The 19,842-nt window shown below is 43.2% G+C and carries 17 protein-coding genes; all 17 read right to left on the minus strand.

The features are described 5' to 3' along the window. Positions 1-99: 99 nt before the first annotated feature. The 17 genes from BT147_RS00560 to BT147_RS00640 all read right to left on the minus strand — a co-directional run bounded on the left by BT147_RS00560 (position 100) and on the right by BT147_RS00640 (position 19,836). On the minus strand, positions 100-2,550 hold the full coding sequence (locus BT147_RS00560; protein ID WP_072329843.1) for a beta-ketoacyl-[acyl-carrier-protein] synthase family protein: 2,451 nt from the start codon (positions 2,548-2,550) through the stop codon (positions 100-102). A 14-nt stretch (positions 2,551-2,564) separates the two neighbouring features. Beyond that, complete coding sequence (locus BT147_RS00565; RefSeq protein WP_083426263.1) at positions 2,565-3,665, minus strand: aminomethyl transferase family protein; 1,101 nt, start codon at positions 3,663-3,665, stop codon at positions 2,565-2,567. 1 nt (position 3,666) lies between these two features. Next, entirely contained in the window at positions 3,667-5,007 is a 1,341-nt protein-coding gene (locus BT147_RS00570; protein WP_072329845.1) for a DUF6365 family protein, read from the minus strand. 4 nt (positions 5,008-5,011) lie between these two features. After that, on the minus strand, positions 5,012-7,975 hold the full coding sequence (locus BT147_RS00575; protein ID WP_072329847.1) for a GNAT family N-acetyltransferase: 2,964 nt from the start codon (positions 7,973-7,975) through the stop codon (positions 5,012-5,014). 32 nt (positions 7,976-8,007) lie between these two features. Next, positions 8,008-8,514 carry an ApeI family dehydratase gene (locus BT147_RS00580; RefSeq protein ID WP_072329849.1) on the minus strand — a complete coding sequence of 169 codons (507 nt, stop codon included), beginning with the start codon at positions 8,512-8,514 and terminating at the stop codon, positions 8,008-8,010. 7 nt (positions 8,515-8,521) lie between these two features. Continuing rightward, complete coding sequence (locus BT147_RS00585; RefSeq protein WP_072329851.1) at positions 8,522-8,809, minus strand: phosphopantetheine-binding protein; 288 nt, start codon at positions 8,807-8,809, stop codon at positions 8,522-8,524. 43 nt (positions 8,810-8,852) lie between these two features. Then, a complete protein-coding gene (fabG, locus tag BT147_RS00590) occupies positions 8,853-9,599 on the minus strand; it encodes a 3-oxoacyl-[acyl-carrier-protein] reductase (RefSeq protein WP_072329853.1) in 747 nt (248 codons plus the stop codon). Beyond that, positions 9,592-10,536, minus strand: a complete 945-nt coding sequence (gene fabD, locus BT147_RS00595; protein WP_072329855.1) for an ACP S-malonyltransferase — start codon at positions 10,534-10,536, stop codon at positions 9,592-9,594. The genes fabG and fabD overlap by 8 nt, the downstream gene beginning before the upstream one ends. An 18-nt stretch (positions 10,537-10,554) precedes the next feature. Further along, on the minus strand, positions 10,555-11,796 hold the full coding sequence (locus BT147_RS00600) for an ABC transporter permease (RefSeq protein WP_072329857.1): 1,242 nt from the start codon (positions 11,794-11,796) through the stop codon (positions 10,555-10,557). Positions 11,797-11,813: 17 nt separating this feature from the next. After that, the gene (locus BT147_RS00605; protein ID WP_083426264.1) at positions 11,814-12,761 is read right to left on the minus strand and encodes an ABC transporter ATP-binding protein; all 948 of its coding nucleotides are present in this window, start codon (positions 12,759-12,761) and stop codon (positions 11,814-11,816) included. 348 nt (positions 12,762-13,109) lie between these two features. Then, positions 13,110-13,982: a non-homologous end joining protein Ku gene (gene ku / locus BT147_RS00610; RefSeq protein ID WP_286118970.1), complete on the minus strand. Its 873-nt coding sequence runs from the start codon at positions 13,980-13,982 to the stop codon at positions 13,110-13,112. Between the two features lie 31 nt (positions 13,983-14,013). After that, complete coding sequence (locus tag BT147_RS00615; RefSeq protein ID WP_072329861.1) at positions 14,014-15,390, minus strand: tetratricopeptide repeat protein; 1,377 nt, start codon at positions 15,388-15,390, stop codon at positions 14,014-14,016. 125 nt (positions 15,391-15,515) lie between these two features. After that, complete coding sequence (panD, locus tag BT147_RS00620) at positions 15,516-15,899, minus strand: aspartate 1-decarboxylase (protein ID WP_072329863.1); 384 nt, start codon at positions 15,897-15,899, stop codon at positions 15,516-15,518. A gap of 4 nt (positions 15,900-15,903) precedes the next feature. Then, positions 15,904-16,767 carry a pantoate--beta-alanine ligase gene (gene panC / locus BT147_RS00625; RefSeq protein ID WP_072330825.1) on the minus strand — a complete coding sequence of 288 codons (864 nt, stop codon included), beginning with the start codon at positions 16,765-16,767 and terminating at the stop codon, positions 15,904-15,906. Then, positions 16,767-17,633, minus strand: a complete 867-nt coding sequence (panB, locus tag BT147_RS00630) for a 3-methyl-2-oxobutanoate hydroxymethyltransferase (RefSeq protein WP_072329865.1) — start codon at positions 17,631-17,633, stop codon at positions 16,767-16,769. Before panB ends, panC begins: the two co-directional genes overlap by 1 nt. Before the next feature lie 12 nt (positions 17,634-17,645). Beyond that, positions 17,646-18,629 carry a biotin--[acetyl-CoA-carboxylase] ligase gene (locus BT147_RS00635; RefSeq protein ID WP_072329867.1) on the minus strand — a complete coding sequence of 328 codons (984 nt, stop codon included), beginning with the start codon at positions 18,627-18,629 and terminating at the stop codon, positions 17,646-17,648. Further along, positions 18,607-19,836 (minus strand): CCA tRNA nucleotidyltransferase, encoded by a 1,230-nt coding sequence (locus tag BT147_RS00640; RefSeq protein ID WP_072329869.1) that lies wholly within the window; start codon positions 19,834-19,836, stop codon positions 18,607-18,609. The genes BT147_RS00635 and BT147_RS00640 overlap by 23 nt, the downstream gene beginning before the upstream one ends. Positions 19,837-19,842: the final 6 nt, after the last annotated feature.

The following is a 19,842-nucleotide window of genomic DNA, read 5'->3' on the forward strand; positions in this document are numbered from 1 at the left end:
GCAAGTCCGCTCCGCAGACTCACTAACATCACAGTGATCAGACACATTGCCCCTCTTCCATCTCCAAAAATATTTGGTGATTAGCTCAACTCTCAACCCCTACACATAACGACTGAGTACCAACGAATGATAATTCCCACCATACGCATACGAACTAATCAATGCATGATCTACCTGCGTCTTACGCGGCTCTCCCATTACATAATCAAGGTTTACATCCAACATCGGATTCTCTAAATTCCGTATGAAAGGAATCGTACCATCCAGGGCAGACAGAGCGGTTAACAAACCAATTGAACCTGCTGTACCATGTGTCTCTCCAAAAATAGAACCCGGTGCACTAACAGGAACTTGATCTTGGAACACTTGATGGATTGCTTTTGCTTCAATCGGATCAAAAATAGGATGACCATTCGCCGCGGCAGAGATATAGCCGATATCTTCTGTAGCTAAACCAGCATCCGATAGAGCCAGCTCAAATGACTTTGTCCACTCCGTTCCCTCCGGATTTAGACCTGCAATTTTATGATGATCAGATGTCATACCAAACCCTTTACACTCAGCGAGAATGCGTGCATTACGAGCCTTTGCCGCTTCTTCACTCTCCACAATCATCGCCACGCTTCCTTCTCCCAGCACTACTCCATCCCGATCACTAGCAAAAGGTCTTGATTTTGTTTTGCTCAAGAAGTTAGGAATCCGGCCATGACCCGCGAGTAACGGCTCATTAAACTCATCTGATGTCACCACAATCACCGTATCGCATCCACCTAGTTGAATCAGTGAATAAGCATAATATAGGGCGCTAATCGCTGAGACCCCACCAGCTGTAATCGTGGAAGTAGGTCCCTTTATTTTAAAGTGAAGTCCAATATGACCTGCAGCAGCATTCATTACCGTATTCGGAAAGAGCTGGGCATTCGCCATCTTAGCCCCTTCTTGAATGACTACACGATTAAAGGACTCTACCGTCTCAGTCGGACCTGTGCCTGTCGCGAAAATCACACCTACTTTTTCGCTGTTATCACGGGTAATCTTAAACTTGGCATCATCCAATGCCATTTTCGTTACCGCAACTGCTTGCTTACTCAGTGCGTCCATTCTGCGTAACATGCTTGGATTGATCATCTTTTTATAAGGAATATCAGGAATTTGCCCAGCTTCTGACTGCCCGTAAGGCTTAGTGTCAAATCGATGAATTTCCGAAATTCCACTCTCTTCGCCTTTTATCAGTTGATCAAACTGCTCCATGTTGGCAACATTACCTGCTAACACACCTACACCCGTTAACAAAACTTTCTTCCGAGGTGTCTGAGCAGGAGTTGGCTTTTGCTCATCATGCTTTCCAAAAAGGGCCGTTGCATTATTCCCTCCAAACGCAAACGAGTTAGAAAGAACTGTATTTATCTCTGCTTCTCGTCCTTTATTGGGAACAAAGTCCAAATCAAATTTTTGGCTTTTCTCATCAAAGTTGACTGTAGGAGGGATAAAGGAGCGATGGATCGCCAAGACGGACGTAACAGCTTCCACTGCACCGGCGGCTCCTAGCGTGTGACCCAACATGGATTTAGTCGATGAGATGGGAACAGCTTGTTCTTTGATAATACTTCGTAGCGCCTTTGGCTCAGAAGCATCATTGGTAGGGGTACCTGTACCATGTCCATTGATATACGAAAGATCCTGTTCAGTCAATCCAGCCTTATTCAATGCTCCTTTCATGGAGCGAATCGCACCGGCGCCCCCAGGATCGGGTGCTGTTTGGTGATAGGAATCGGCTGAGAGATCATAATCAAGAACCTCAGCTAAAATCGTAGCGCCTCGAGCACAAGCGTCTTCCATTCGCTCTAGAACAAGAATGCCTGCACCTTCACCGATATTTAGACCATGGCTTTGGCTATAAGGTGCACACGGCTCATTGGAGAGTGCTTGTAAACTATTAAAACCACTAAATGATAAAAATGTAAGCGGGTCTACTCCCCCCGCAATCATGACATCCGCTTTCCCAGTACGAATAATATCCGTTGCATATCCAATCGAATTGGTTCCGGCTGCACATGCATTAGAAATGACGCTTTTAGGCCCTTTGATACCAAGCGCATGGGCAATGTTGTCACATGGGGTATGAACAGGGTATTTATATAGTAGATTTACATCGGTTTCATCTAATCCGTTTTCAATCCATTGTTTGTGAAAAATTTCTCCACTACGCATCCCACCAAGCGAAGTTCCTAAGACGATTCCAACTCGATAGGGATCTAGATTAGACAGTTTCATTTTCGCAAATTGAATCGCCTCGCGGGCAGCTAAAACCGCAAACTGCCCCGCGCGATCCATATGTTTTAATTCTTCGTCGGTAAAATGATCTTCAGGACTGAAATGACTCACTTCGCCCCCAAATTTCGTATTAATTTGGGACAAGTCTAAGGAAGTGACCGGTTTAATTCCACTTTTACCAGCAACCACATGATCCCAAAATTCTTCTACATCATTGCCATTTGCACAGATGATTCCTACGCCTGTTACAGCGATACGGGCTTTTTGGATTGACATGTCCACTCACCACCTTAGATGATTTTGATTGACCATGATTTAGGGAATGTATACGGGGATGATTGGGTTTGAATCAACACTCGTTCTCCGTTCTGATTTAACCCTTCTAGATCAATCCCAGAAACAGAAAACTCTTCCTGGATAACAGCAAGCCCTAGTTTTTTGTCCAGAGACGGGCTGTAGCAAATCTGTAGGACTTTCCCGACATTTGTATCCTCTACGACAACCGAATCGTTTGCATCAAGCATGTGATCTGGATTGGTAACAAAGCCGATCAACCTTTGTTTAACCCCTTGTTCTCTCATCGAGTGGATCGCATCAAAGCCAGCAAAATCCTCTTTGTCAAAGCTGACCAACCACTCCAGACAAGCTTCATACAATGTTAATTCGTTGCCTTCAACCGTCATATTCGGCTGACGCACTTCCATCATCGCGATTTCAAGAGCATCCATACCCACTGCTTGTACTTTTACGTCTTCATCAGCGTAACCGAGCAAAGTCTCCCACATCTGATGGGCCACATCCATCTGGACAATGATCTTATATCCATATTCTCCGGTAACACCTGTCCGGGCAAAGAAGACGTGATGTCCATTCCAATCGATTTCTACAAATGCTTGGAATGGGAGGGAAGAGATTTCAAAATCGATCAAACGTTGGCCCAGTTTCCAAGCATACGGCCCTTCCAGTCCGATCATGGCCAACATCTCGCTAAGATCCTCGATCTCTACATCATCCACTTTGCGCTCATTCAACCATGCCAATACCGCTGAACGCTTTGTTATAGATGTTTCAATCAGGATTGCATCCTCTGTCTTATATACATTAACGAGATCAATCACTTGTCCATCACCATCAAGAAGCAACGTATATAAAGACTTTTCGATATCAAGGAATTCAATCTCTTTGGTAACTAATGCATTGATAAACTCTACATGACTCTCTCCAGTTACCTTGATTTTCCCAACAGAAGATAGGTCAATCAGGCCAACCCCACCACGCAGCACACAGTATTCCTCATTTACATCGGTATACGCCGAAACCACGGCATAACCATCTGCCACGCGACAAGCATGATCGTTCATAATGTTTTTGGTTAACAGTGTTGTTTTCATTTTATCTCCCCCATGAGAACTCTACTTTTTGTTCAGTAATGAAACAGAGCATTTCCATCGCACCAGGTAAATGAATGATTTTCTCTATATATCTCTCTTGCTTGTCCAAAATATGTTGCTTCGTTGACTCATCGTATAACATGTTCCATATCTTTTCGCCAGTTTGATCCACACAGAACATCTCCGCAATATCAATCGCATCAAAAAATGGGTTATCTTCTAGCAAAGGGGCCAACTCCTCAACCCAACCATTCGGAAAGGTAAGAAATGGATATAATCCTTGTGGCAACACTCGACTCCATCTTTCTAGAATCTCCTTAATCGGTTCACTACTCAATTGTGGAAGAATGGGAACACCTTCATCTGGGCTACTTACCACTTTCGTATTAATGAGGCTAAGTGTTGGCACATATCCAAATAACGCCTTTGCCATCGAGCAGGAAGTGATATTATCTGTAATAAATAAATCACAGGAAAACAATAGATCTTCATACTCGTCTAAATCCATAAATGGTAATGAAACAAAAGACAACTTAGAATGTGGGTCTCGTTCAAGAAAGCCCTTCTCTGACGCTATCCCCACAACCACTACTTTAGACGGAAGTGAGCGGGTACCTAAATACTGACCGATCAACTCTTGAATAAAGTATTCATAGCTATAAGATGCCTGCATATGTAGCTTGCTTTCTAACATTCGCATCTTAACCAGCAAGCTAGCCCATGCCGCCTTTGATACCATGACCAATTTATCATCTTTATGCCCACAACCAAATCGCTGTCTCATCTGCTGTTTGACATCTTCGTCAATATGAAATGGCTCTTTATACAGAGTCACTGCCTTGATTCGATCGCCTACATCCTTTGGCGAATTAATCGGACATGTCCGGATAATCTTCATCTGTTCCGGAACTTCGCGCAGATGAACTTCACCTTTGATATTGGCATTTGGACGTTTATTAATCGTTCCATCAAACAGCCTGTTTCGTAAAATTCTAGAGTTAGGCGCCCAAGAAAGCGAATCGATTGTGGCACAAGGAATCCCCAGTTGCAGCACATAATCGAGGTCGATGAGTGGTGATTCGAGATCCAGATTATGATAATCCGCAATCACGATCGCATTTGGCTGAAATTCCTCTACCAATGCTTGTATTGGAGCCGTTTGCATCGTAGCTTTTCGTAAGGAAGTAGCTGACATTCCCGCTTGTCGTACATAATCGATATGGTTCGGACTAGTTAAGAAGTGGGCTCGAACATCTTGTTCTTCTAGTTGTCTGGCTAAATAAATCGTGTTGTGTAGTTCTCCGATACTAAATAAGCTGGGTGCGATAAATAATACATTCATCTGATTAGCCCCCCATTCTAAAATAGTTGCAAACCTCTTCTACAGAATGTCCTATAGCGAAGTAGGTAGAGTATCGCTTCTTTTCACCACTTCCAACTTTGACTGGATGGATTAATGAAACTTGAAACCCTTTCTTCGGAATCTCATACACCGCTAACTGTCCTTGATACGAGGGCATCCAACACGCTACAAACAAGTCACTCCCCAATTCCAATACCATCCGTGGCTCCCCGTATACTTTTCGTCGAATTCCATTTTCGGTCAAAACTTGATGGCCGAGTGCATTCCAATAATGAATCGTCTTCGCACGACGTTTTTCTTGAAATCCATTCCAAAGTGATTGGATCGCAAAGTATGATTCCTGAAGCGCTCTCGAACGATTGGCAACATGAAAATCCAATCGGATCAACGGGACATCGGGAACGAGTAAATAATCTAGCGAGAAATGTTCAGTACTACAACGAACTCCCTCCCATGTCATCCCACCCTTCTCTGTGACGGAGATGGGCTGCCCTTGAAAAGAAAGAAACGGAGGGTCATCGAGAAGGACACTGTTCTCCAGATCAATCGGCTGTTTAAACGGCTTCAAAAGAATGCCAGAACGTGGTGAAGAGCTGTCACGTCCCCCTCTTCTCTCAGAACCTTGCAACTGAAAAAGTAGCTCCTTTCCCTGAAACTTTACACTCGTCATCGCACCTTGATGTTCAGGGACCAGTTTCAATTGGATTGTTTGATTGTTAATCAAATATAGTGACTTAGAAGCTTCGCTTCGTTCCTCTACACTTACTTTGCCATTCTCCGCAGAAGATGTATGCCTACTTGGCAAATTGATTGCAGCCGGTTGTGTGAAAAAATCGGAAAAATTCCCTCTGTCTACTAGCCTCTGCCAATGCTGTTTAATATCTTCGACGCCACTCCGGGCTACAACATAATAATGAATAGCCCTAGACTCGCTTGCTTTATATGATTCTCGTATATTTCGTAACTTCTTTCTCTTGCTCATAAATGGAAACGACTTTTTCTCACCAGCACCACTTGCAAATACAATCGCTGGCATCCAGCGTAATCCATATAGAAGAGATTCAACTTGTCCCTTCCATACCATTCCTACTGTTACTTCGCGATCTTCAAAAGCACTCCACGACATTGAGTAAGCCTGAGGATCAGACGGTAACTGTAAATCGCGTGCATACTCAAAGTCATGAATCAAAAAAGGGAACTCTTCGTAAATAACTGTATCTTTTCTAATTCCTTCCTTAAATGGGATATGGATAACCGCATCTTGCAACATACACCATGGATGGATCTTTAGCGACTCAGTAGAGTTAGTGCTATCTTCAATCTTCACGATGCGAACAGAGCAGATCGAGATTTTCCGGGTCAATATCGCCCCATTGTCCCTTATCTCCTTCACCACGATAGTAGATTCCGAGTCATCGTTACATAGAAGAGAACGACTTGCCATACGCTTTACGCCGCTCGTATAAGGGAAGCCGAGATCGGGCCAAGCCTCCTGAACCACTTGCTTTCTTGAGACTTGGTCATATACATATACCCCGCCCGTATCCGAATCAATTTGGACCGAAATATGAGGATTTTCTAATATGATTCTGCCGTTTCTCCTGTATCGAACCACCCCATCCTTAGAATGGACAGGAATTTGAAAATGGCTCGTATGGATACACTTATTTTGCTCGGAGGTAACCTCACAGACAAGCTCCCCCACTCCAGTGCGGGCTCCTTGCAACCACAACGGGATGTCCACGATTTCCTCTGATTCGATCAACCATGTATCCTTTTCTGGCAAAATGGCTTGTAGCCGTTTATCATCAGAAGATTTTACTTGTATTTGAACACGTATGGGTTCGGGAACAAAGTTTTGTAGACGAAGATAGGTGGTAGTACTCTCTCCCAATAACAGCGACTGCTCTGGCATACTTAATTCCACTCGAGAGCGAACCTCCACACCACTATGAAACTCAAATTGAACCTCACCAAATCGGACACTTGTTTTTAGTTCACCTTGCAGGGGACCTAGTAGGGTAATCGTCTCCTCCCACTCGATTGATTCGCCTGCACCCAGTAGTTGGATCTTTTGCCCATTTTGATATTCTACTTCTTGATTCCCTAAGTGAGTTTGAAACTGAACGAGGATATTCGAATCCTGCCGATTCTCAAACTCGAAACGAATTCGAATACTTTGTCCAATCGTTAGCGTCTGTCCTTCCACAATATAGCTGTTAAAACGAAACTGTGGACTTTCCATTCTTGTCACTTTTTGACTCCGAATATCGATCCAACATGTGACACCCATTTCACCATACTGAATCGTGTAGGGAACCATTTCGACTCCATGTTCAACTACCGAATCCGTTTCACTCGAACGTGTAGCAGAAGTAATTAGGTTTTTCCAGCCAACATTCTCCATCATGCCTTCTGGCAGCATCGACTGATAACCGTTTAGTACGTACTGGAGTATATAGGGGAGGTAGCAACGTAAATCAATATACCCATCGTAATCCAGACGAGATCGACTCGTCTTGTACATCCCCACTCGTTTGTATAATGCCATAGCCAGTCGATTAGTTGGGTCCACCTCTGTGTCGATGTACCAGTATCCTTTTTCAGTCAACCGCGAAATGGATTCCGAAAAAAAACGTCCCGGTATTCCTCCATTACGAAATTCAGGGTGGATAATAAAGTAGCCAGACCATACGGCTCTAGAATCAGGCATCTTCTGACCTGATAACGTGCTAAACAACATCGTTCCAATGATGCTTCCTTCATACTCCGCTAGTAGATAGGAGACGATCTCCCGCTCATCCATCAGTCGCAAAATATCGTCCGTCTTCAGCGGATATCCAGAAGGTCCCGTTCCATAACCAAAACGATTATAGAAAGAGGCAATTTGCTCAGCATCTTCCCGTTTACAATCCCGGATCTTAACCCACCCTTGATCTTGATCCAACACTCTCACTCCCCATGTTTATGAACTCAAAGTTAAGGTCGTTGAGATACACTTAGAGTTCCTTCCACAACACATTCCTTGCCAACATAGGCAGCTACATTTACTTTTGACAAAATCCCAAGGGATCTCCCAATCTTCACCTTTAAAAGAAGCTGATCTCCTGGCACTACTGGCTTCATAAACTTCATGTCTCGGATCGCCACTAGGTATCCAACACGAGAAGAGACATCTACCTCCTCTACCGACTCCACCTGTAGCTCTGCAGTTGCCGCCGCCTCTTGCTCTGCTTCACGCATAGCCTGAAGGGCTCCTGTACAATAGACGACTGCTGTCATCTGTGCAAGTGCTTCTACGATTAAAACCCCTGGCATGATCGATTCGTTCGGAAAATGCCCCTCGAAAAAAGGCTCACTTATCGTCACGTTTTTAATCCCTACACCACTTACACCTGGTTTCAACTCAGTCACACGATCTAGCAGGAGGAAGGGCCAGCGGTGGGGCAGTAATTTACGAATTTCATCCGCATTCATCACTGTCATCGCTGTTTCACTCCTCAATGTTTTCTAGGATATAATCGGCTAGTTTATTCACAGAACCAAAAACTTCCATATTATCATCATAAATGGTCACACCAAACTCATCTTCAATTACAACAAACAACTCCAATGCATCAATCGAATCTAATCCTAGGCCTCGACCAAAAAGAGGTTGGTCATCTGTAATCAAGCTTGGTTCCATATCGAGATTTAACCGCTCCACGATGATAGCCTTGATTCGCTGCGTTAATTCACGTCTTTTCTCTGCTTTTTCTTTTGTCTCTTGGTATGTAAGCAATGTTGTCCCTCTCTCCATGTCGTTATATTGTGGATTCATTTTCTTATCCGTTGATCAATCCACCATCAATCGTAAACACTTTTCCAGTTATATATGAGGCCTTATGAGAGCTTAAAAAGGTAACGAGATGAGCCACTTCTTCTGCTTGTCCCATGCGCTTTAGCGGAACCAGATCCATCATTTTGGATAAGATCGCTTGGTCCATCCCCTTTGTCATATCTGTCGCAATAAAACCGGGGGCAACAACATTAGCACGGATATTGTGTTCAGCCACTTCCATCGCTAAGCTTTTGGTAAAAGAGATAATGCCACCTTTAGAGGCCGCATAGTTGGTCTGCCCCTTAGAACCAGCTACTCCGCTCGTAGAAGAAACATTGATAATAGCACCAGACCTCTGCTTCATCATGATCTTGACCGCTTCCCTCGAACATAAGAACGCTCCACCCAGATTCACCCGAATCACATCATCCCATTTCGCCTCACTCATCACAGCAACAAAACCATCTTTGGTAATACCTGCGTTATTGACTAAGATATCAAGTCTACCAAACCTCGTTCTCACCTCCTTAAATAGCGATTTCACCTCTTTCTCTTGCGAGATATCCACTTGTATGGCATGTGCTGTACCACCAGCTTCCTGAATCTCGGTAATCGTCTGCTCTGCTCCCCGTGGATTGCTTGAAAACGTAAGCACAACGGTTACTCCATTTGCCGCTAGATCAATCGCGATCGCCTTGCCTATTCCTCTTGATCCACCCGTAACCAATGCTACTTCTGTACCCTCAAACATGATTCACGCCCTCCAATCTAATCCTTTTGAATGCCTTCGCTAGCGCCATCGGCGATTCGGTAGAATGTACTTGATATCCCTCTGCAAAGGAACGCATCAATCCAGATAACGTCTTACTAGATCCCACTTCTACAAATTGCTCAATCTCCATCTCGGCTAATCGCTTAATCGTTTGTGCCCATCTGACAGGGCTTGTACACTGTCGCCTCACATCTTCTACGATCAAAGTGACATCTCGTGATTCCACCGCTGTACTATTTAGGACGATGGGGACATGAGGAGGTTGAAAGGAGAACCGCATCAGAAATTCCATAAACTCAGCCTCCATCTCCTCCATTAACCGAGAGTGAAACGCTTGGCTAACCGATAACTTCTTAGCCTTAATCCCTTCCACCTCATCTAGCACCTTGTAAGCCTCATTCATTTGCTTTACAGCACCCGACAATACAATTTGATTCGGTGCATTATAAGCGGCTATATCGATCCCTTGCTCTTCGATCCATGTAAGGGCCTCAGCCATCAGTTCGTGTTTCGAAGTCACAATCGCAACCATGCTACCCGGTTGCTTCACCGACGCCATACATTTTCCACGCTTACGAACAATTTGTAGTGCATCCGCAAACGTGAGAGAGCTAGACGCTACTAGCGCCGAAAACTGTCCCACACTATGCCCAGCCATCGCCGATGGAGTGATGCCCTCTTGTTCTAGTAAACGATACACTCCAACGCTAGCTGTTAAGATCGCTGGCTGAGCTACTTCTGTCGCGGTTAAATACTCAGCCGGACCTTGAAAACACATTTTTTGTAAATCAAACCCTAACACCTCATTGGCTTCGTTGAAAAGATCCGAGAAAATAGCTTCATATCTTCGATAGAAATCCTTGCCCATACCCACATGCTGGGAACCTTGGCCCGGAAATAGAAATGCGAGACTCATCATCCACCTCCTAATCGGTTATTCAAAGCGAAAACGTTGGATTGCAATGGTGAGGAATAATAAGCCCATACCTAGTAATACACCTGCTGGAAGAAGAATGTCCACCAAGCCTCCTCCGTAGACCAACAAATCACTAAATCCACCCGTTGACCAAGCTGTCAAGGTAACGTGAGCAAACTTCTGCAACCATTCTGGTACGATTGATAATGGCCACCAAGACCCTCCCAACGCCGACATCGAAAGAACCACTAAAAGCGAAATACCGCTTGCTTGCGAGCGTGTTTTACAAAATGCCGCCAGTAACATGGCCAATCCTGTTGCCGCAAATGCGGTACTGATCATCATCAATAACAATCCAAGGATGCTGTTTCCTAGATTCATGTCGAAAACGAGATAACCAACTGTAAATAAAACAAGACATTGGAATGTTGCTGTCATAAAACTAGAAAGCATTTTGCCTAAGAGAATAGATTGACTCGAAATTGGTAATGTTTTTAATTTGCGTAATGTTCCATTCTCTCGTTCTTCGAGTAATGCCGAAGCAGCAGAACTTGCACCGAAAAGGACAAACATAACCGCATATCCGGGTACATTGTAATCAAATGGAGTTGCTGTACTTCCTTTACTCTTTTCCAAACTTTTTGTTTTCACTTCAATTGGAGGCTTTTCTGTATATGGCTTAACATAATCTTGTACTTTGGAAATTTCTGAAGTAGGATCCAATTTTAGATTATGCTTTTGCCCCACAACACTAGCAAAATTTTGTATAGACTGGGCTCCAACCTGATTGGCAACGATCGCAGTCGACAACCTAGACGTATATTCCGATACTACATTCTTTATCACACCCGGGATCACTTGATCCGCTGGATTTTGGATAACCTCCACACTAGCCCCTTTCCCTTCATCTACAGCCTTTGAAAATCCTTTAGGAATCACGATTGCAGCCTTCTTATCTTTCACTAATTCCTCTGCTTCGCTCCTAGTCATCGGCTGTTCTTCTCCATCTTTTTTATAAGTAAGTATCAAATCCAAAGCTTCTACTTTTTTTAGTGCCTCCACCATATCCTTCGCCGCTTGTCCACTATCTTCAACCACAACCGGTATCTTAAACTTTTCGGTAGGACCACCATATAGTCCCGATAGAGCAACACTAGCAATCGCAATGATAATGATAGGAGCTAAAAATAGGTAAGCTAATCCCCAAATATCACGAAACAAGATTTGTAAATCTTTTCTTGCTATATGCCATATACTCAAGTGAATCCCTCCGCTCTCTAATCACGTAGTTTTTTGCCTGTTAATTTTAGAAATACACTCTCAAGATCAGACTCGTGAACGTTAAAAGACTCGACTGGTATCTGGTTTGTACGAAGCCAGCCCAAAACGTTTTCGGTAACCTCTAAGAGATTGGAGGAATGAATGGTCAGTTTGTTATCAATCACATGGTGAGAATCAACATGTGGCAATGAGGAGATATGCTGGACCAACCAATCAGGGATGGACTTAAAATCGAGTACCAACTGCTTGTCCCCATACTTTTGGAGCAAGGTGTCTGTTTCCTCTAAATCCAATATCTTGCCTTTATCATAAATCGCAACACGATCACAAAGTTCTTGGGCTTCCTCCATGTAGTGGGTCGTATAAATCACTGTCATTTGGAACTCTTTTACCAAGTATTGAATCGAATTAAATATGTGATTCCGTGATTGAGGGTCTACTCCCACAGTCGGTTCATCCAAAAATAATACTTTCGGACGATTTAGTAAACCAATCGCTAAATTTAAACGCCTTTTCATCCCTCCAGAATAGGCTCCTACTTTACGGTTCGCCCAATCTTCTAATTGTGCAATTTTTAACACTTCTTTGATTCGTGATCTCTTCTCTCTGCCTTTCAAACCATATAAATTAGCAAAGAATGAGAGATTTTCCTCTGCGGTAAGCGTAAGATAAAGAGCAAGATCTTGAGGGACAAGACTCACTTTCTGCTTTACTTTCGAACTATCCTTCAGCAAATCATATCCACATACAGTGGCCGAACCCCCATCAGGCGGCAAAACCGTTGTCAGCATGGAGATGAGTGTCGTCTTACCAGCTCCATTAGGCCCCAGCAATCCTAAGACTTCACCCTCATAAATATCTAAATCAACTTCATTTACCGCGGTAAATGAATCAAATTTTTTGGTTAATCCGTATGTAGAAATTAAAATATCCCTTGTGGACAAGTGAAGGCCCCCTTTATCAAGCATGATTTGGAATGCTATACTCCTAGACCGTTCGCCTCCCTAATCGATTTCCCTATACAGCATTCCAGATACAGGAAAAAATTAAAATAAATCAGAAATTGGTAATTGCTAATAAATATTTCAAATAAAAATGACCAAACAAATTGAAACAGATTTTATATATTTGAATCTATTTAAATGTCATGGTATAGGAATCATATTATAGCCGTCAAGTAGTTAAGAATAGTAAAATATGGCGAGTTTTTTAGATGGTAAATTTCTTTCTATAAAGAATAATTAAATTACAAAACAAAAAAACCCAGAATAAATCGGGGTTTTGTTGATAAATTAGGCTTCTTTGTTTTTCTGTATTTTTTTTGTAGATTTTTTTTGGGGACTTTCTGTTTTTTTCTTGGTTATTTTCTTCTTAGAGGGTTCTGTGGGTGTTTCGACTACTTTATTCGAAGTCGTTGCTTCGAGACTAGCTCGTAGTGCTTCCATCAGGTCGATTACTTTTTCTGGACGGCGCGCAGGAGCCTCTACTACCTCTTGGCCAGTGATTTTCTTCTCAATTGCATTTTGCATGGCTTGACGATATTCATCGTGATATTTTTCAGGGTTAAATTCAGTAGTCAGGTTCTCAATCAGCTGTTTTGCCATCTGGAGCTCTTTTTCGGGTAGCTCCATCGCTTCTGGAACGCCTGGGACCATTCCCACATCACGAACCTCATCCGGATAATGAACCGTCTCCATAACCAAGCACTTTTGATAAACCCTAATTACAGCTAATGAGCGCTTGGAACGAATCGTAATCTGAGCCACCCCAATCTTATTCGACTCTTTTAGCGCTTCTCTAAGTAAAGCATAGGCTTTATTATTTTGGTCTTGAGAGCCTAGATAGTACGTCTTTTGAAAATAGATGGGATCGATCTGATCTAGGTCTACAAAATCTAGAATCTCAATCGCTTTATTTGAATCAGGTAGTAAAGCATCCATCTCTTCATCGTCCATCACCACAAACTTACCATCCGCATATTCAAAGCCCTTCACTACTTCTCCCCACGGAATCTCCTCTTGACATTGCGGGCAAGTTCGGACGGTCTGAATAGGCGTTTGGCACTTGCTATGAAGATAACGAAACTTTACATTCTTCTCTTCCGTAGCCGCAAACATTTTAACCGGTATGTTTACTAGACCGAAGCTAATCGAGCCTTTCCACATCGTATGCACGATCTTCTACCCCCATCTATCATTAGGATGACAAGCAAATTTCCTTCCAACATTGTTGCATCAGATCAGAGCGTCCTTCAATCAAGTGACAAATCCCTTGATAAAAGATAGGGTCTCTCCAACTTTTTAAACGGGAATGAGCCTCCTGAAACTGTTCAATTGCTTCTGGAATCTGCCCCATCTCCAGTAAAACTCTTCCTTTTTGGTAATATCCCATCGCTTGAGAGGATGATTGCTCTTGTTCAATCATTTCTTCTGCTATTTGAATGGCTTCTGGGGTCTTGCCAGCTTTAGTAGAGAGACGGGAGCGCATAGCAATCCAATTAGGTTGTTTCTGTGCTTCTATCGGAATAGAGGATAAAACTTTCTCCACCTTATCATCTTCTCCTTGTAAAAAGGAGATCCATGCAAATGTAAACAACAAATTCGGGTTTCGAGGATCAAGTGTAAGGCCTTTCTTCAACCACAACAAAGCGGAATTAGGATCATGTTTCACCCAGAAGTTCCAAGCAATCCCGTGAAAAGCCGTAAATCGATGCTCCTGGTTACTAGTTAATTTCCGGTACCATTCAATGGCTTTATCATGCTCACCCATCTCTTCATAATCATGAGCAATCGAAATGATCACCATCGGGTGATGCGTTTTCTCATAAGAAGCCATTCGCCAGAAATTGACGCTTCCCCACTCACGATAGTGCCTATAACAATTCGATAAATAGTGCATTGACTCCCAGTCGTGTTCATTTATGTTTAAGGCATGATAAAAGTGAGGGATCGCTTCATGATATTCACCCATACGATAATAACAAGTTCCTAAGTTAAACCAGCTATCACTGTGATCTGGGATGATGCTAATTACCTTACGAAAATACTTGATCGCCTGCCCATCATTACCTTGTTTCACTTCTATACATCCCAGCATATGTGTGGCAAACCCTACAAATACATCTTGTGTCGTGGTACGGATCACCAGATGAAAATGATTGGCAGACTCTTCTAGTTCACCTGCATGAAACTGCGATAATCCTAGATAGACACGTCCTAATAAAAAATCAGGCTCTTGATGGACAACTTGATGGAACAAATCTTTTGCCTCATGAAACATCGTAAGATTAAAGTATCCCTGACCTTGTCTAAATTGACGAACCACTGATTCATGAATCCAAAACTCTTCTTCTACCTCTTTTTCATCACTCATAAGCTCTGGATGCTCATGAACCAATTGGGCCACTCTCTCTTCAATAGCAGACCATGACTCCAATAACTGGTCACATGATTTTTTTAATTGGCGAAAACGACCTTTCCATTTTTGTCGGTCTTTCAAAGGGCTATCTGGATAATTAGCTTCAATCTCTTTTAATGTTTGTTCTACGATTTCGATCCATTGTGGTTGAAACATAAAATCTCCTCCGCTCGTTCATGCTTGATGTTTGGAGTATCTCCTTATGAAAGAAATGTATTCAGAAACCAACATAAAAACCCCCTAATTTCTTGTTTAGGAGGTTTTTATGTTGGTTTCTTTATTTAGATAATGACACCATGAATCTCTTCACCAAGCATTTGTAAAATCTGATTGCCTTCATCCATGATGGCAATCTTCGGTTGATAGTTTCGAGAAGTAGCATCATCCATTAATGCATAAGCAATGACAATAACCTTATCACCTGGTTGCACAAGGCGAGCAGCCGCGCCATTCAAACATAATACTCCGCTACCACGCTCACCTGGGATAGCATATGTTTCCAAACGGGCTCCATTGTTATTATTGACGATCTGCACTTTCTCATTAGCCAAGATATCAACTCGATCCATGATATCCTCATCAATAGTAATACTACCTACATAGTTTAGATTTGCTTCTGTTACGGTAGCACGATGTATTTTTGACTTCATCATCGTACGAAACATGGGATTAACACTCCTTGTTGTTATGACGGACCAGTACATTATCAATCAGGCGTGTAGAGCCGAAACGTACTGCGACTGCGATGAGTAGGTCATCTGTAAGAGAATTCGGGCTCTCAAGTGATGGATATCGCAAAGTATCGACATAGTCAATCTCAGCCAAAGACTGCGTTTGAATCTGCTGGATTACAAATTGACTCACTTGATCAGCACTTTCAAACAAATGAGAAGCTAATTTATCTTTTGCCATCTGGAGGCTTTTCGACAAAATCAATGCCTGTTGATATTGTTCGGAAGTTAAAAACACATTGCGCGAACTTAATGCTAGTCCATCAGGTTCACGAATAATCTCACACGGAACAACGGTCACAGGAATATCCAAGTCCCGTACCATTTGTTCGATGACAGCTACTTGTTGGGCATCTTTTAACCCGAAATACGCTCGGTCTGGTTGCACAATCTGAAATAATTTCGTTACTACGGTAGCCACACCATCAAAATGACCTGGCCTTGTGGCACCACATAGCTTTTCTGTAATCTGGCCAACTCGCACATAGGTTAACGATTGACCCGGGTACATCTCTGGTACATCAGGATGGAATAAATAGTCAACACCTGCTTCTTTCGCTAACTCACAATCCCGCTCAAAATCACGAGGATAACGATCCAGATCTTCATTCGGTCCAAATTGTAGTGGGTTAACAAAAATCGACATAACTACTATATCACACTCTAGTTTAGCTTGTTTTACTAAACTTATGTGACCCTCATGTAGATACCCCATAGTCGGTACAAATCCAATTTTTTTATGAGAAAGGCGTGATGACTGTAAGAAGGACCTTAGTTCAGATTTGGTTGTAATCACTCTCATCATGATATGCCTTCTTTCTCCTTCTGGCCACTACCATAGAGATGTTGCTGAGTCTCAGAAGATAGATGAGATACATGTTCCTCAGCTGGAAACTGGTGTCCTTTCACCTCTTCAACATAGGAACGAATCCCTTGTTTAATCAGTCCACCCACATCAGCATACGTTTTGACAAACGAAGGTTTGAAGTCGCCGCCACCCATTTGCAACACATCATGAAAGACAAGAACTTGACCGTCACAATATCGCCCTGCACCAATCCCAATCACAGGGATCGAAATCTCATCTCGAATTTGCCTTGCTAACTCCTCGGGAACACATTCAAGTACAAGAGCAAATGCACCAGCCGCCTCCACCCTCTTCGCCTCTTCAACTAGATGCAATGCAGAGGATGGATCTTTTCCTTGTATGAGATAACCACCTAATTTATTCACAGACTGTGGCTGTAGGCCAAGGTGAGCCATTACAGGAACTCCTGCTTGAACGAGCGCCTGAATCTGGCCGATTATTTCACTGCCACCTTCTAACTTAACTCCATATGCATTTGCTTCTTGCATCAGTCTACCTGCTGCCTTTAATACTTCATCCCGCGATAAGTGAGCAACCAAGAAAGGGAGATCTGCAATCACCATCGCCCTCTTGGCCCCCCGCGTTACTGCTTTCGTATGGTGAATCATATCCTCCAATGTTACCGGAATCGTGGAATCATAGCCGAGAACTACCATTCCAAGCGAATCACCCACTAAGATCAAATCAGCCCCAGCCTCTTCTACCAACACAGAACTTGGATAATCGTAAGCGGTAATCATCGCGATAGGAGTCTGTTCACGTTTCATCTTGGCAAGCGTGCGAATCGTTACGTTCTTCATTTGCTATTCCCCTCAGTATTTTTCTATATCGATTTCTGCAGAATAAACTGCTATGGTTCCTTGATCCACTTGCAACTTTAGTGCACCTGTATCATATAAGCCCTTAAGTATACCTGTATGATCCCCCTGAGGTGTTCGCACAGTAATCATTTGATCCATCTTATAGGCGCCCCGCTCCCACTCTTGTTGAATCGCCTGAAAGCCTTCTTTTAGATATCGCTCGTAGCACTCTTCTAATTCTGCTAAGATAGCCGAAATTAACGTTGCACGATGGATATCTCCACCCAATTCGATGGACAACGATGTGGCGATGTCTAGAATCTCTTTAGGGAAATCTTGTTTTTTTGTATTCACATTCATCCCGATTCCAATGATGGCGTAGTGAATGCGGTCCTGCTCCCCTCGAATCTCAGTTAGGACTCCACAAACCTTCTTCCCGTCTATGAGTAAATCATTAGGCCATTTAATTTGTATGTCCAACCCCGTTACTCGTTCGATCCCACGCTTAATTCCAACGGATGTTAAAATCGTGAGATGGTATGCATTTTGCAAAGCGATGGGTGGTCGTAAAATCAGACTCATCCAAATTCCTGTACGGGGTGGAGAATGCCATACACGGCCTAGACGACCTTTGCCATCAACCTGTTCTTCCGCAACCACAATAGCCCCTTCTTGTGCGTCTTCTTTTGCCCATTGATGTGCGATTAATTGCGTAGATGGGGTCTGGTTTTGATATTGAATTTCACGACCAAACCGGTTGGTTTGTAGATGGGGATAGATCTCTTCTGGGGCGACTCGATCAGGCCTGTATACCAGACGATAGCCACTGCGCGGTTTTGCTTCAATCTCATATCCCCCAGCCCTCAATTCCTCCATATGCTTCCATATAGCCGCCCTACTTACGCCAACTTGATGGCTTAACTCTTCCCCTGATAGATAGTTAGGCTGGCGGTCCAATAATACGGCCAGTATTTCATCTCGAATACTTTGTGGCAATTTGGCCCCCTACTTTCAACAAAACTTCTTTTTGATTAGGAATCTCTCCCACTACAACCAAGCGACATAATTCTGACAAGACCCATTTTACCCAAGGACCTGGTTTCTTCTCTATGAATGAAATTAATTCATTTCCTTGAATAGATAGATCTGTTACTCTTTTAACCGGCATTTCTGCCCACCAATCTCGTAATTTCTCCATTTTACAATCTACTTCATGATACAGCGCTTGCTGGATGTAGTAGCTCTCTACAACAGATTCTAATCCGTAGCGGAGAAGAACTTGCTTCATCCATTTCTCGTCAGGCACTTTTACTCGCTTCCATTCTGTCAGGGTCTCCATAATAGACTGGAAGTACTGGAAGTCTTTTTTCGAACACTTACATTCACGAGTTCTGCTTTTCATTGAGTCCGCAGTGGTGCCAAATGCTAAAAGGAACCAAACCCATTTCCCCGCACGCTGGCAATGGCTGGGGATACAGTTAAGCCGTTCTTCCACTCTCTGCTGATCCCATTGCCACCCCGTAAATGGGGGCATGTGATGAAAAAGCTCAGTCTGTAACAACACTTGAAAGCCGATATACGGACTAGGGCTTCCCAAGATCTTATCCATCTCGGTCATAATTCGTTCGACGGATAGGTGCTTCACATCTATCTTGCAATTCACCATCGCTTCCTGGATAAGTGGATCAATCGAAAATGAAAACTGAGCCGCAAACCGAGCAGCTCGAATCATGCGTAAAGCATCTTCTCCAAAGCGTTCCGCCGCAGTACCCACCGCACGAATGATTCCCTTTTCAAGATCAGCCTGTCCATCAAAATAGTCATATAGAGTTCCATTCAAATCCATTGCCATCGCATTAATCGTAAAATCTCTCCGCTGTAAATCATCTCGTAAGGATCGTACAAACTGCACTTCACTTGGGCGACGGTGGTCTTGATAAACCCCTTCCGTTCGAAATGTAGTCACTTCTACTGATTCCTGATTCCACAGCACCGTTACAGTACCATGTTCAATTCCCGTCGCAAAAGAACGAGTAAACAAGGCTTGGACTTCAGATGGGGTTGCCGAAGTAGCTATATCATAATCATTCGGGATGCGATCTAGCAACAGATCGCGCACGCATCCGCCAACTAGATATGCTTCATAGCCTGATTCATTTAACGTTTGAATCACTGCATGAGCTGCTTCTCGTCTAGGGTCCATAATTCC

Source organism: Thermoactinomyces sp. DSM 45891, assembly GCF_900119485.1.
In the GTDB taxonomy this organism is placed as follows: domain Bacteria; phylum Bacillota; class Bacilli; order Thermoactinomycetales; family Thermoactinomycetaceae; genus Baia.

Coding starts and splice junctions, on each gene's coding strand:
- BT147_RS00560 (WP_072329843.1), bottom strand. CDS start 2,550: ATGTCAATCCAAAAAGCCCGTATCGCTGTAACAGGCGTAGGAATCATC.
- BT147_RS00565 (WP_083426263.1), bottom strand. CDS start 3,665: ATGAAAACAACACTGTTAACCAAAAACATTATGAACGATCATGCTTGT.
- BT147_RS00570 (WP_072329845.1), bottom strand. CDS start 5,007: ATGAATGTATTATTTATCGCACCCAGCTTATTTAGTATCGGAGAACTA.
- BT147_RS00580 (WP_072329849.1), bottom strand. CDS start 8,514: ATGACAGTGATGAATGCGGATGAAATTCGTAAATTACTGCCCCACCGC.
- fabG (WP_072329853.1), bottom strand. CDS start 9,599: ATGTTTGAGGGTACAGAAGTAGCATTGGTTACGGGTGGATCAAGAGGA.
- fabD (WP_072329855.1), bottom strand. CDS start 10,536: ATGAGTCTCGCATTTCTATTTCCGGGCCAAGGTTCCCAGCATGTGGGT.
- ku (WP_286118970.1), bottom strand. CDS start 13,982: ATGTGGAAAGGCTCGATTAGCTTCGGTCTAGTAAACATACCGGTTAAA.
- BT147_RS00615 (WP_072329861.1), bottom strand. CDS start 15,390: ATGTTTCAACCACAATGGATCGAAATCGTAGAACAAACATTAAAAGAG.
- panD (WP_072329863.1), bottom strand. CDS start 15,899: ATGTTTCGTACGATGATGAAGTCAAAAATACATCGTGCTACCGTAACA.
- panC (WP_072330825.1), bottom strand. CDS start 16,767: ATGAGAGTGATTACAACCAAATCTGAACTAAGGTCCTTCTTACAGTCA.
- panB (WP_072329865.1), bottom strand. CDS start 17,633: ATGAAGAACGTAACGATTCGCACGCTTGCCAAGATGAAACGTGAACAG.
- BT147_RS00640 (WP_072329869.1), bottom strand. CDS start 19,836: ATGGACCCTAGACGAGAAGCAGCTCATGCAGTGATTCAAACGTTAAAT.